This window comes from Sphingobacterium puteale, from assembly GCF_003627955.1.
GTDB lineage: Bacteria > Bacteroidota > Bacteroidia > Sphingobacteriales > Sphingobacteriaceae > Sphingobacterium > Sphingobacterium puteale.
Window position 1 is genome coordinate 51,560 of the sequence record NZ_RBWS01000009.1, and the last position, 12,397, is coordinate 63,956.

The 12,397-nt window shown below is 41.8% G+C and carries 12 protein-coding genes and 3 tRNA genes; 8 read left to right on the forward strand and 7 right to left on the reverse strand.

Features of this window, described 5'->3' with window-relative positions:
- Positions 1–22: 22 nt before the first annotated feature.
- A complete protein-coding gene (locus D7322_RS12805) occupies positions 23–520 on the reverse strand; it encodes a PaaI family thioesterase (RefSeq protein ID WP_121124591.1) in 498 nt (165 codons plus the stop codon).
- Between the two features lie 92 nt (positions 521–612).
- Here D7322_RS12805 and D7322_RS12810 point away from each other — a divergent pair, with 92 nt between their 5' ends.
- Positions 613–1,848, forward strand: coding sequence for an MFS transporter (locus tag D7322_RS12810; protein ID WP_121124592.1), 1,236 nt, complete (start codon positions 613–615; stop codon positions 1,846–1,848).
- A 253-nt stretch (positions 1,849–2,101) separates the two neighbouring features.
- Here the strand turns inward: D7322_RS12810 and purN are convergent, their stop codons facing one another.
- Entirely contained in the window at positions 2,102–2,674 is a 573-nt protein-coding gene (gene purN, locus D7322_RS12820) for a phosphoribosylglycinamide formyltransferase (RefSeq protein WP_121124594.1), read from the reverse strand.
- Between the two features lie 158 nt (positions 2,675–2,832).
- Here purN and D7322_RS12825 point away from each other — a divergent pair, with 158 nt between their 5' ends.
- Positions 2,833–3,327 (forward strand): TlpA family protein disulfide reductase, encoded by a 495-nt coding sequence (locus D7322_RS12825; protein ID WP_121124595.1) that lies wholly within the window; start codon positions 2,833–2,835, stop codon positions 3,325–3,327.
- A 69-nt stretch (positions 3,328–3,396) separates the two neighbouring features.
- Here D7322_RS12825 and clpB read toward each other — a convergent pair whose 3' ends face one another.
- Positions 3,397–5,997, reverse strand: a complete 2,601-nt coding sequence (gene clpB, locus D7322_RS12830) for an ATP-dependent chaperone ClpB (RefSeq protein WP_121124596.1) — start codon at positions 5,995–5,997, stop codon at positions 3,397–3,399.
- Positions 5,998–6,270: 273 nt separating this feature from the next.
- Here clpB and D7322_RS12835 point away from each other — a divergent pair.
- The 3 genes from D7322_RS12835 to D7322_RS12845 all read left to right on the forward strand — a co-directional run bounded on the left by D7322_RS12835 (position 6,271) and on the right by D7322_RS12845 (position 6,556).
- Positions 6,271–6,343: transfer RNA gene (locus tag D7322_RS12835), tRNA-Thr, on the forward strand.
- Positions 6,344–6,376: 33 nt separating this feature from the next.
- A tRNA-Thr gene (locus D7322_RS12840) sits at positions 6,377–6,449 on the forward strand.
- 34 nt (positions 6,450–6,483) lie between these two features.
- Positions 6,484–6,556, forward strand: a tRNA-Thr gene (locus D7322_RS12845).
- 40 nt (positions 6,557–6,596) lie between these two features.
- On the opposite strand, the gene D7322_RS12850 is transcribed toward D7322_RS12845, so the two are convergent.
- The 3 genes from D7322_RS12850 to D7322_RS12860 all read right to left on the reverse strand — a co-directional run bounded on the left by D7322_RS12850 (position 6,597) and on the right by D7322_RS12860 (position 9,119).
- A complete protein-coding gene (locus D7322_RS12850) occupies positions 6,597–8,009 on the reverse strand; it encodes an alkaline phosphatase (protein ID WP_121124597.1) in 1,413 nt (470 codons plus the stop codon).
- A 107-nt stretch (positions 8,010–8,116) separates the two neighbouring features.
- Complete coding sequence (locus D7322_RS12855) at positions 8,117–8,776, reverse strand: NAD(P)H-binding protein (RefSeq protein WP_121124598.1); 660 nt, start codon at positions 8,774–8,776, stop codon at positions 8,117–8,119.
- Positions 8,777–8,876: 100 nt separating this feature from the next.
- Positions 8,877–9,119: a hypothetical protein gene (locus tag D7322_RS12860; protein ID WP_104382080.1), complete on the reverse strand. Its 243-nt coding sequence runs from the start codon at positions 9,117–9,119 to the stop codon at positions 8,877–8,879.
- A gap of 204 nt (positions 9,120–9,323) precedes the next feature.
- On the opposite strand from D7322_RS12860, the gene D7322_RS12865 reads away from it, so the two are divergent.
- Entirely contained in the window at positions 9,324–9,509 is a 186-nt protein-coding gene (locus D7322_RS12865) for a hypothetical protein (RefSeq protein WP_121124599.1), read from the forward strand.
- Positions 9,510–9,575: 66 nt separating this feature from the next.
- Here D7322_RS12865 and D7322_RS12870 read toward each other — a convergent pair whose 3' ends face one another.
- On the reverse strand, positions 9,576–10,028 hold the full coding sequence (locus tag D7322_RS12870; RefSeq protein ID WP_121124600.1) for an Lrp/AsnC family transcriptional regulator: 453 nt from the start codon (positions 10,026–10,028) through the stop codon (positions 9,576–9,578).
- 122 nt (positions 10,029–10,150) lie between these two features.
- Between D7322_RS12870 and rocD the strand changes: the two genes are divergently transcribed.
- Positions 10,151–11,416 carry an ornithine--oxo-acid transaminase gene (gene rocD, locus D7322_RS12875; RefSeq protein WP_121124601.1) on the forward strand — a complete coding sequence of 422 codons (1,266 nt, stop codon included), beginning with the start codon at positions 10,151–10,153 and terminating at the stop codon, positions 11,414–11,416.
- Positions 11,413–12,378, forward strand: a complete 966-nt coding sequence (gene rocF, locus D7322_RS12880; protein ID WP_121124602.1) for an arginase — start codon at positions 11,413–11,415, stop codon at positions 12,376–12,378. Before rocD ends, rocF begins: the two co-directional genes overlap by 4 nt.
- Positions 12,379–12,397: the final 19 nt, after the last annotated feature.

Sequence of the window (12,397 nt, forward strand, 5' to 3'; positions counted from 1 at the left end):
ATGGGACAAAGATATCAATTTCTTATTGCCCGAGCTTTTGATTTCTATCCGGGAATGTAAAATTCAAGTCACGAATGTAGGTTTCACAATGGACTACAGCGCATAACTCATTATTTTTATCTTTGATTTCCAAACTCAGGTTTTTTATGATTTTACCTTTTGTACGTATAGTTTGCGTACATTCCGCCAGCAGTTCGTCCGAAAGCTGCACCGAATAGCCTACGCTGGTCTTGCCCGGTTTTTTAAAATCTATTTTTGATGATTTGAGCCAGGCAATCGTTTTTTTGAAGCCAGTTTTTTGAAGATACTGATCAATCAGGATCGGAAATATAGGATCCGCAGCAGCAAAGATGGTTCCGCCAAACAAGGTTCTATTGGTATTGATATTGAATGGTGTCTTGTAAATTTTTACCTCGGCTCCTTTGAAGCCGGGACTGATCTTTTTTACCCAGATTCCCTGGAATAAAAAAGGAGGGTAAAAGCGCAAGAGCCATGTTAATGCACGCGGACTGTATCTCATCTTGCAAAAATAAAACAATGTAGCGGATTATTTTCTGAAATCTTGGTTTTCTTCGTTCACTATGGTATTTTTACGGCATCAAAAAACCTAGAATGTCAACATTAAAAGATAAACAGGCTGAAAGCAAGAAAGTATGGTTGTTGGTGACAATAGCTTCGCTGGGATATTTTGTCGATATATACGATCTCATTATTTTTTCCATTGTCCGCATTCAATCCTTTACGGATATTGGGGTTCCAGTAGCGGAGATGCGAGTAAAAGGCGAATTTGTACTTAACATGCAAATGGGCGGTTTGCTCTTGGGTGGAGTTATCTGGGGGATTATCGGAGATAAATTCGGGCGTTTAAAGGTCTTGTTCGGTTCTATTCTACTGTATTCATTAGCGAATATTGCCAATGGTTTTGTGTACGATGTCATGCAATATGGCATTATCCGGTTTATCGCCGGGATCGGACTGGCCGGTGAACTGGGGGCGGGGATTACCTTGGTCTCGGAAAGTATGCATAAGTCGAAACGCGGTTATGGAACAATGTTGGTGGCCAGTATTGGGGTAATGGGTGCCATTCTTGCTTACTTTGTTTCCGAGGAATTCAATTGGCGCACCGCTTATTTTGTTGGTGGTGGAATGGGCCTATTATTACTGTTATTACGTGTCGGTTCCTTTGAATCGGGCTTATTTCAAGAACAGGATAAAAAGGATGTGCCTAAAGGTGATTTTAGGATGCTTTTTACAGATAAGAGCCGATTGAAACGTTATGTTAATTGTCTTTGCATCGGTCTGCCAATCTGGTTTGTGGTTGGGGTGTTGGTGACGCAGGCTCCGGAAATCGGAAAGGCGTTGGGTGCATCTGAGACTTTAAGCGCCGGCAAAGGGGTGATGTTTGCCTATATCGGAATTTCTTTAGGAGATGTTTTGGCAGGAGTATTTGCACAGGTTTTAAAATCACGGAAGAAAGTTGTTTTTATCTGTCAATTGATTATTGTTGCAAGCTCATTATGGTATCTGCTAAGTACTGGAATTAACGCCCATAAGTTTTTGATTTTGGCGTTTATTATGGGGCTTGGGGTAGGGTATTGGGCAACCTTTGTGACGATCTCGGCAGAGCAATTCGGTACAAATCTGCGGGCGACGGTCGCCACGACAGCTCCTAATTTTGTCAGAGGTGCCTTGATCCCATCGACCATGTTATATGGGCTGTTAGTAAATTCTTTTGGTATTGTACCTGCGGCAATTACGATGGTATTGCTGCTTTCAGGTATTGCTATATATTCCCTCACTCAGCTTGAGGAGAGCTTTGATAAGGATCTCAACTATCTGGAGGAATAATGGGCTGGATCTAAACAGGTTATTTTTTTCGGCCGGGACATTTTTTGCAACGTTTTCCTTCTTTGTATTTTTTGCAGCATTTTTTGAAACAGATGCAGGAAAAATCAGAAAAAGGATTCATTGCAACTCTTCTGAATTGAAATGGGCTTGCTTTGCCCTCACCCTCACACGGTTCCATTAAGGATTCAATAACTTCGTTCATGGCACAAAGTTACTATTTGTTTAAAATAGTTCTAAATAAAAAGCAATGTTTTTACATTTTTTTGATTAGATTCTCAATCACTTTCGGAAAATGTTGATGTTCCAATTGTTGACCTTTAAACTTAATGATATCCAGGGTATCATTGGGATCTACCTTAAATTTTGCTTGATAAATAATTTCACCTTCATCAAAGTGCTCATTGGCAAAGTGAATCGTGATACCGTGTTCTTCTTCTTTGTTGGCTAAAACAGCCTTATGCACATGGTCTCCGTACATGCCCTTACCGCCATATTTAGGCAGGAGAGCGGGATGGATGTTAATGATCTGATTTGGATAGGCTTTTAAAAGATTGTTTGGAACAAGCCATAGGAAGCCGGCCAAAACGATCAGATCGATATTTAAATTTTTAAGAATGTTAACGATATTGTCTGTGTTGTAAAATTCATTGCGATCGAATATATGTGCTGGAATTTCAAAATTGTCAGCACGCTGAATAACATAAGCATCAGGACTGTTGGATAGGATCAGCGCAACCTCAGCTTCATCTGAGTATTTGAAATGTTCCATTATTTTTTGAGCATTGGATCCTGAACCTGAAGCAAAAATGGCAATTCGTTTTTTCACGATTAATGAGTATTAATAGATTTGATCGATTTAAAAATTAGTCCAAACTTACGCATTTTTTGTAAAAAAACTAAAATATTGACGAATAGAACCGCGTTTTTAAGTATAATTGATTAAAATTTAATTGAATATTCATTGTCTGTTTAAAATTCTCTAACATGAAGTTACTCTGTTCCCTATTTCTTGCCTGTGGATTTTTCCTATTTCAGCCTGTGTTTGCCCAGGCGCCAAAAACGATACCCGCATTTACATTCGAAGAGGTGTATCAGACGGGTAGGTTTAGTTCGGACAAGTTACCTAAAACAGGCTATATCGTCCTTGATTTTTATGATCCGGGCTGTGGCCATTGTCAGAAAATGGGGGCGGGCATCGCACAGAATTTACAGAAGCTCAAAAACGCCAGTTTTTACTTTATTTCGATGAATGATAAGGTCTATGTGGATGGATTTATTAATATGCATGCCAAAGCACTGAAGGGGGCGGCTAACGTGAAGTTTTTGTATGATGGCGGAACGCAGTTTATTGAAAAATTTAACCCGAGTAATTACCCTTCCCTTTATATTTATGATGCAAAAAACAGAACATTGCTGCAGCATCTTGATGGTGAAGACGATGTGAAAAAATTGCTCAAAGCAGTAGGGGTTTCGAATTAAACGATCATTATTCCATAAAGTAAAAGCCCCACTTTGTCAGTGAGGCTTTTACTTACGGAACAACAGGTGTTAATCTTGCTGTTTATTGATAAAAACAAATTTTCCGTCGAACACATCCAATCGTATGATGGAATCGCGGCTGACTTTGCCGGATAAGATTTCTTTGGAAAGTTCATTCAGAATACGTTTCTGAATGACGCGTTTCAACGGTCTGGCACCATAGATCGGATCGTAACCGAGTTGTGCCAACCAGTCCATCGCTTCGTCAGACGCCGTGATAAAGATATTCTGTTCGGCCAGTTGTTTTTGGACATGCGCAAATTGAAGTCTCACAATATCAGCGATTTCATCTCTGTTCAATGGAGTGAACATGATTACCTCGTCAATACGGTTCAGAAACTCCGGACGGATCGACTGTTTAAGCAGGTCAAATACCTCGGTACGTGTTTTTGCAATGATTTCCTCTTTATTGTCATCATTCAAATGACTAAAATTATCCTGGATAATGTGTGAACCCGTATTGGAGGTCATGATAATGATCGTGTTTTTAAAGTTGACCGTCCGGCCTTTGTTGTCCGTCAGATGACCATCATCCAGTACCTGCAATAAGATATTAAATACATCTGGATGTGCTTTTTCGATCTCATCCAGCAATACGACTGAGTAAGGGTGTCTCCGTACAGCCTCTGTGAGCTGACCGCCTTCATCATAACCTACATATCCCGGAGGCGCACCGATCAAACGGGATACGGCATGTCGTTCCTGATATTCGGACATGTCGATACGCACCATGGACTGTTCGTCATCGAAGAGAAATTCGGCCAGCGCCTTAGCAAGTTCGGTTTTTCCGACCCCTGTTGTACCTAGGAAAATGAAAGAACCTATCGGACGCTTCGCATCGTTCAGTCCAGCTCTTGAGCGACGTATCGCATCTGAAATGGCTTCGATGGCTTCGTTTTGCCCCGCTACCCGTTTGTGGAGCTCTTCTTCCAGATTCAGGAGTTTTTCACGTTCAGACTGAATCATTTTGCTGACGGGGATGCCTGTCCATTTGGCAACAACATCAGCAATATCTTCCGATGTCACCTCTTCCTTGAGCATGCGTTTGCTTTCCTGTTTCTCAGCCAGTTCAGCTTTCAGTTTCTCTACTTTTTCCTGTGCTTCTTTGATTCGTCCGTAACGCAGTTCAGCAACTTTGCCGTAATCACCGGAACGTTCAGCCTGTTCAGCTTCAAGCTTATAGTTTTCGATGTTTTCAATTTCCTGGTTTACATTATCGACCAAGCTTTTCTCCTCTTGCCAAGAAGCCCGTAGCGTATCGCGTTCAGCGGATAGGTTGGCAATGCTTTCTGAAAGTTCCTGAACTTTCTTGTCGTCATTTTCACGTTTCAATGCTTCGCGTTCAATCTCCAGCTGCATGATACGACGTTCCAGCTCATCGACCGCTTCGGGTACAGAATCCATCTCCAGACGCAATTTAGAAGCTGCTTCGTCAATCAGATCAATTGCTTTGTCCGGTAAAAAGCGGTCTGAAATATAGCGTTGTGACAGTTCCACTGCAGCAATAATGGATTCATCAAGGATACGCACCTTATGGTGTGTTTCATAACGCTCTTTTAATCCTCGAAGAATGGATATGGCATCCTGGGTATCCGGTTCTTCCACCATGACTTTTTGGAATCTGCGTTCCAAAGCTTTATCCTTTTCAAAGTATTTCTGATATTCATTGAGTGTAGTGGCTCCAATAGCACGTAGCTCACCTCTGGCCAAGGCCGGTTTCAAAATGTTTGCAGCATCCATTGCACCTTCACCACCACCGGCACCCACCAAGGTATGGATTTCATCTATGAATAGAATGATTTCCCCATTGGAATCGGTAACTTCCTTGACAACGGCTTTTAGACGTTCCTCAAATTCACCTTTGTATTTGGCTCCGGCCACAAGGGCGCCCATATCCAAAGAAAAGACAATTTTGGATTTGAGGTTTTCCGGTGCGTCGCCTTTGATAATCCGGTAGGCAATTCCTTCAGCGATAGCTGTTTTACCGACTCCGGGTTCGCCAACGAGTATGGGGTTGTTTTTGGTACGCCGTGAAAGAATCTGCATCACACGTCTGATTTCTTCATCCCGGCCGATGACCGGGTCAAGCTTACCGGATTCAGCATATTCGTTTAGATTACGGGCGTATTTACCCAATGCATTATAGGTAGCTTCCGCATTTTGATCGGTCACGCGGCTGTTGCCACGTAGCCCTTTAATGGCTGTCTTTAAATCTTTTTCGGTCACCCCCTGGGATTTCAATAGGGTGGATGTTTTGTCCGAAGTGGCCAATATGCCCAATAGCAAATGCTCAACAGAGACAAATTCATCGTTGAATTCTTTCAGGTATCCCTGCGCTTTTTGTAGCGCATTGTTAGCATCACTGCTCAGATAGATATTGCTTCCGCTTACCTTTGGGAAACTTTCGATTTGTTTGTCAAGCTCGGTGCCAAGGTAAGTGACATTGACGTTCAATTTCTTTAAGAGGTGGCTGACAACATTTTCGTCCACCGTCAGTAATGCTTTTAGTATATGCGCTGTCTCGATGGCCTGTTGCTGATTTCCAGCGGCAATCTCCGAAGCTTTCTGTATAGCCTCTTGGGCTTTGATTGTGTAATTGTTAAAGTTCATACTGTATCGCTTAATTAAAGTTTTGTTGCTGTGATTCATTTATAACAATTGAAATGCCATTCGGGTTTTATGGGTTGTTTCGGAAAAAATGGCATTAATATTTATTGAATCATGACAAATCTTCATGTTGCAAAAATAATGCTGTTGATTTTGAATTATTTGTCCATGTCAAGGACAAAAATTATAGCAGTGGACTTGCATTTTTGATTTAGGCTTTCGATATTTGCAGCATCTTAAAACGGACGGTCGTTTAAAGATTGAAAAGAAGTGAACGCCTCTTTAGCTCAGCTGGTAGAGCAACTGACTTGTAATCAGTAGGTCATTGGTTCGATCCCGATAAGAGGCTCTTCGGGTACTACTCATTAAACTTCTTTAAAAAGCCTCTTTAGCTCAGCTGGTAGAGCAACTGACTTGTAATCAGTAGGTCATTGGTTCGATCCCGATAAGAGGCTCTTTGAGCGACACTCATTAAACTTCATTTAAAAGGCCTCTTTAGCTCAGCTGGTAGAGCAACTGACTTGTAATCAGTAGGTCATTGGTTCGATCCCGATAAGAGGCTCAAAAAGTCCTCAGGAATTATTCCTGAGGACTTTTTGTTTTTAATCCAGACTTAACTTGGCCGCTATGGCTATTTTCTTCGGTATATCGGTATTATCCATTTTCTGATTGAACAGTTCAGCGCCCACACCAATGGCATAAACGGGAGCATAGGCTGCTGAATGATTGTTGGAAGCCCAGGCGATTGAGCTCATGCGGTTCAATATGGCGATGCTTAAAGCGGCGATTTTGTCATCACTTGCATACAGGCTTTTTGCTGTCTCATGCTGATGGTCGACGAAGCTTCGCTGAAAGGCCTCTTTCAGCATTTTGTCGTCATCTGTATTTACCTTTACCTGATTATACAGCCCTGTTTGTGCCGAAAGTAAGTTTTTCAGATCATCCCAGGAAGCATTCGCTTTACTTTTGCGCAGATTGCCGATTTCTTTTGACAGTTCGGCATGCGATAATTTTTGGTTTGCCAGCAAGTTAGTTTTTAATGTCGAGCTGCCGTTGCCGATACCCAATCCGCCTGTTTCATGGTCTGCTGTAACGACAATAAGCGTTTCATTGGGATGTTGCTTATAGAATTCAAAGACCAGTTCCGCAGCGGAATTAAAGTCCAGCACCTCCCGGACGGTCGTAGCAGCATCATTTGCATGGCAGGCCCAGTCTATTTTTCCGCCTTCGACCATTAAAAAGAACCCATTTTTGTTATTCAGTTCCAGCGATTGGATAGCTGCGGCAGTAATATCGGCAAGCTTTAGGTCAGCGGGCTTTTGATCAATGGCATATTTTAATGCATCAGTCGCCGTTCCCTCGGTGTTCATAAGGATAATTTTATCAGATTTGCGCGGGTATTGCGCATAGGCATCTTTTCCCTTTAAAACCTGATATCCTGCTTTTTCTAATAATGGAAAAAGGGAGGGTACCGTCTTTTTGTCAAAGCTTGTTTCAGGTTTTAGGAAGTTGGATCCACCGAAGAAGTCAAAATTGGAGCTGATAATTTCTTTTCCGATTTCGTAGTACATATCACGGTCAGGCTGATGGGCATAAAACGATGCTGGTGTGGCATGGTCAATGCTTACACTTGTGATAATACCGACTTTTTTTCCCTTTTCTTTGGCTGCATAAGCGATACTTTTATAGGGTACTGTTCCTGTGCTATCCATCCCGATCACACCATTCTTTGTCTTTTTACCTACAGCAAGTGCGGTGCCGCCGGCTCCGGAATCGGTAACGCCATTGGATTGTGAATGTGTCGAAGCAAAACCAACATGAGGAAATTGTGTAAATACAAGCGCTGCGGGGCTGTTTTTTTGCTGGATTTCGGCACGGTGTATTTCAGTCAGGTTGACTTGATTGAGGCCCATTCCATCTCCGATCAGGTAAAAGATATATTTCGCTTCTTGGCTGAAAGCCGGGAATACCTGAATAAATGCAAAGAGAAGGAGGAATAAAAAGTGTTTTTTCATTAGCGTAATAAATAATAATAAAATGACCGCAAATTAACAAGGTAGCATTAGCTAATTGTTAATTCATTATTATGAATGCTCTTTAAACGGCCCCTGGGGGATGGCAGTTACTGCTGATCTGCTGTTTGTGCTAATTGTTTGATGTCTTTTACGGAGATGATGTTGACGGATTTTCTACAGTTGCGAATAGCCTGCAGCATCGCCGAGGCTACGCTTGCCACAGGAAGCGCTTCGTAGGTCTTGAAAAGGCCAATACGATTAAAGGCCTTTAATGCACTTATGCCAATCTTTTCCCCTACGCGGTCTGTGTTTGGACGGATTAAACCGCCGGGTTGTACAATAATAAGCTTGCCAAAATCAAGTGCCTTAACATGTTGTTCTAAGCTCCCTTTCATCCGGTTATAGAAAATTTTAGATCCTGCGTCAGCATTGACTGCCGACAGCAATACAAAACAGGGGATTTCATTTTTCTTGGCCAGCGCCGCAAATTGCAGGTTGAGGTCATGATCCACGCTCCACTGGGCGTCTTTGCTGCCCGCGTCTTTGGCTGTGGTGCCGAGACAGGTGATAGCGATATCGCCCCGAATATGCTGTTCAAATTCCTGTAGCTTATTGAAATCCACAATAATCTGCTGTAATTTGGGCTGTTCATCAAATGTCTTGCGACGTAGGAGGACGATAACTTCGGTGAATTCCGCTGACTTCAATAAATCTTGCACAAGTATTCTTCCGGTTGCGCCAGATCCGCCAATTAAGACTGCTCTCATATTGTTTGTTTTTTTTGTTCCATACCAAATGATGCACAGGTAATCCTGTTCATTATCGTGATATTGTTACTGTTACTAAGCTTAGATTTATACCGGAAACTTAATCTTTATAGTTTGGTTTCCCGGGAGTGAAGCGTACTATGGATTGATCCAGTCGTAGGGTGTCGGCCACAGTGATCAGATCTTCCTCAACAATAAAGTTTTGATCAATGGATGTTTTTATTGTTGTAAAATCTTCTTGATCGGCGTCTTGAAAATAGAGGAGGGATTGGATGGTTGATACCGCTACGAGTTCGAGTAATTCGTCTTCACCTTCATAGCCAACATAGAAAAAATCTGCCATAATTATGCAATTTGGTTTCATACGAATATACCTTATTTAATCTTAAATCAGTTATTTTACGCCGAAAAACTTAGCAAAAGAGGCGATATTTTAATAATAGCCGAATTTTTATTTTCTTGTTGATCAGGTTTATTTCACTCATAAAAATGCCTTATATTTGAGGTGACCGTTTAGTTTAAATATGAACAATAAGATTATATAAAGATGGATAAAGAGCAGATACAAAATTGGTTGGATAATGGATACGATATACTGCATCATGGTAGACCGGTTAAAGTTGAGGGCAATTTGTGGGATTATATAGATGGATTAGGAAGTTATGAAAACGTGTATGTATTGCGGGAATTGATTTATTGGACAGAAGAAGAACTGGCAAATATCGGTAAGTAACAGTAAGGTCCTGAACCCATCGTTGTTGCCATAGATTCAAGACCGGTTGCGTAATCTGTTTAATTTTTAAAGAATAATATTACGTTTAAAAGCGCAACCCAATTCGATGAGCGAGTCTGTTTTTGCTATGCCGGGAATGTTGTCAATTTTTTCATACAGCAATTGGCGCATATGCTCATGGTTTTTGGCTATAATTTTAACATATAAGGTATAATTTCCCGTGATGTAATAACATTCCGTTACTTCGGGGATTTTTTTCAATTCCGCTATAATACGGCCTGAATCATGATCTTTTTCCAGGCTCAAGCCCGTAAACGCTCCCCAGTCATAACCTAATCTTTTTTCATTCAATACAGGTTTTATGCCGGTCAATATGCCTTGTTCCACTAAGCGATTGATCCGTTGATGGATCATGGTATTGGATACACCCAATGCAGTAGCAATTGCGGAATACGCCATTCGGCCATCTGCATCCAGGTGTTTTAAAATCTGAAGGTCAAATTCATCTATGCCGTTCATTGTCATGTAGGTTTAAGTTAATTTTAATATTTTAATGCTAATTTAGTGTTAAATTACATTTTTTTATATTAAAAATAGTAAAAATTGTATATTTGTTATTATTTGAAAATAAAATCCAAATTATGAGTATGGTATCTAAACAAGGAAATAGTGCGGCATTCGTGGCCAAGGAAGATAAATATGGAGCACATAACTATCATCCTTTACCGGTTGTACTGGAACGAGCAGCAGGTGTTATGGTTTGGGATGTGGACGGTAAATCTTATTTTGATTTTTTATCCGCCTATTCAGCGGTCAATCAAGGACATTGCCATCCACGGATTATTGCTGCCTTGACGGACCAAGCCCAAAAGCTAACCTTGACCTCACGTGCTTTCTATAACAATAAATTAGGCGATTTTGAAGAAATGATCTGCAAGTTGTTCGGATTCGATAAAGCTTTGGTCATGAATTCTGGTGTAGAGGCTGTTGAAACGGCGATGAAGCTCTGTCGTAAGTGGGCGTATCAAGTGAAGGGTGTTGCACAGAACCAAGCTAAAATAGTTTTTGCCAAAGATAATTTTCATGGACGTACCATTTCGGTGATATCTGCTTCAAACGATACGGCCGCGACCAGTGATTTTGGTCCATTTGTGGAAGGGATTGCCTTGGTACCTTACAATGATATCGAAGCATTGGAAGTATTGTTCAAACAGGATAAAAATATTGCCGGATTTATTGTGGAACCCATTCAGGGCGAGGCGGGTATTGTGGTTCCGGATGCGGATTATCTAAAACGTGTGCGCCAGTTGTGTACGCATTATAATGTACTTTTTATTGCAGATGAAATTCAGACGGGTATCGCGCGAACCGGAAGCATGTTGGCATCTTATGCCATCGACGATGTAGACAGTGCAAGTAAGCCGGATGTATTGATCTTGGGGAAGGCCCTATCCGGAGGTGTATTGCCAGTGTCTGCGGTGTTGGCAGACGATGCGATTATGTTATGCATCAAACCCGGTGAGCATGGCTCTACCTATGGGGGTAATCCTTTGGCTTGCGCAGTGGCTATGGAGGCATTGCAGGTTGTGCTGGATGAAGACCTGATTAGGAATGCACGGCAGATGGGCGATCTATTTCTGGAAGGATTACGGAAGATTGCCGCTAAATTGGATATCATTACCGAGGTTAGGGGTAAAGGACTATTGACCGCCATTGTGATCAATGCCAGTGAAGAAAGTGATCTGGCCTGGAATATTTGTCTGGAGTTTAAGGAGAATGGTCTTCTGGCAAAACCTACCCACGGTAACAAAATTCGTTTGGCTCCGCCTCTGGTCATAACCGAAAGCCAGATCAACAGCTGTCTGGAGATAATCGAGCGATCGTTGACTAATGTGACCACACGATGAAGAAAATGATTGAATTGATCAAAAACAGGTCTGATATCGGTGCGGGTACCAGAGGTTCTGATTTAGGGATTGATGCCATTGAGATTGCGGCAATCAACAAAGGAAGTCAGTACTTTATCAATTATCCTTTTGTGGATGTGCCTACACGGAATAGCTCCATTTATCAAAATGATAACCATCCTTTCGGTAAGCATATTCAGCAGATTTACGAACAATGTAAGCAAGTGGCCTCAACCGTTGAGGATAGTCTTTCAGCGGGTAATTTTCCGCTGGTATTTTCGGGTGATCATTCTTCGGCAATGGGCACAATCAGTGGAATCAAATCGGCCTATCCGGATAAGAAATTGGGGGTGATTTGGGTTGATGCCCACGCGGATATTCATTCACCTTATACAACGCCTTCAGGCAATATGCATGGGATGCCTTTGGCCGCCATGTTGAATGAAGATAATCTGTCTTGTAAAATTAATGAAATTGATCAATCAACGCAGGAATTCTGGAATAAGCTGAAACGTATTGCTGGTCCGGCCGAGAAGATACAGCCTGCGAATTTAATCTATTTTGGCGTTCGGGATACGGAAGAGCCCGAGGATCTGCTGATTGAGCGTTTGGGCATAAAAAATTATCGGGTCGAAGAAATTCGCCAACGGGGCATTGGGGACTGTGTAGCCGAAGCATTGCTCGGTTTGCAGGATTGCGATATGATTTATATTTCCTTCGATGTGGATAGCATGGATAGTGAATTGATTTCAGACGGCACTGGAACGCCCGTTCCCAAAGGCTTTATGCCAAAGGAGATTGTTCTGATATTGGAAGAAATCATCCGTTCGAAAAAAGTGACCTGTTTGGAGATCGTCGAAGTAAATCCGCTGTTGGACAATAAAGGAAATAAGATGGCCGAAGTCGCTTTTGATATTTTAGAACGGATAACACCTTTAATTGAGCTTAAATCCGGAAATTGATCCATAGCGCGACTTTGTT

Bases quoted from the DNA above. Each gene is read 5' to 3' on its own strand.
- D7322_RS12805 (WP_121124591.1), bottom strand. From the start codon at position 520: ATGAGATACAGTCCGCGTGCATTAACATGGCTCTTGCGCTTTTACCCT.
- D7322_RS12810 (WP_121124592.1), top strand. From the start codon at position 613: ATGTCAACATTAAAAGATAAACAGGCTGAAAGCAAGAAAGTATGGTTG.
- D7322_RS12825 (WP_121124595.1), top strand. From the start codon at position 2,833: ATGAAGTTACTCTGTTCCCTATTTCTTGCCTGTGGATTTTTCCTATTT.
- clpB (WP_121124596.1), bottom strand. From the start codon at position 5,997: ATGAACTTTAACAATTACACAATCAAAGCCCAAGAGGCTATACAGAAA.
- D7322_RS12850 (WP_121124597.1), bottom strand. From the start codon at position 8,009: ATGAAAAAACACTTTTTATTCCTCCTTCTCTTTGCATTTATTCAGGTA.
- D7322_RS12855 (WP_121124598.1), bottom strand. From the start codon at position 8,776: ATGAGAGCAGTCTTAATTGGCGGATCTGGCGCAACCGGAAGAATACTT.
- D7322_RS12860 (WP_104382080.1), bottom strand. From the start codon at position 9,119: ATGGCAGATTTTTTCTATGTTGGCTATGAAGGTGAAGACGAATTACTC.
- D7322_RS12865 (WP_121124599.1), top strand. From the start codon at position 9,324: ATGGATAAAGAGCAGATACAAAATTGGTTGGATAATGGATACGATATA.
- D7322_RS12870 (WP_121124600.1), bottom strand. From the start codon at position 10,028: ATGAACGGCATAGATGAATTTGACCTTCAGATTTTAAAACACCTGGAT.
- rocD (WP_121124601.1), top strand. From the start codon at position 10,151: ATGAGTATGGTATCTAAACAAGGAAATAGTGCGGCATTCGTGGCCAAG.
- rocF (WP_121124602.1), top strand. From the start codon at position 11,413: ATGAAGAAAATGATTGAATTGATCAAAAACAGGTCTGATATCGGTGCG.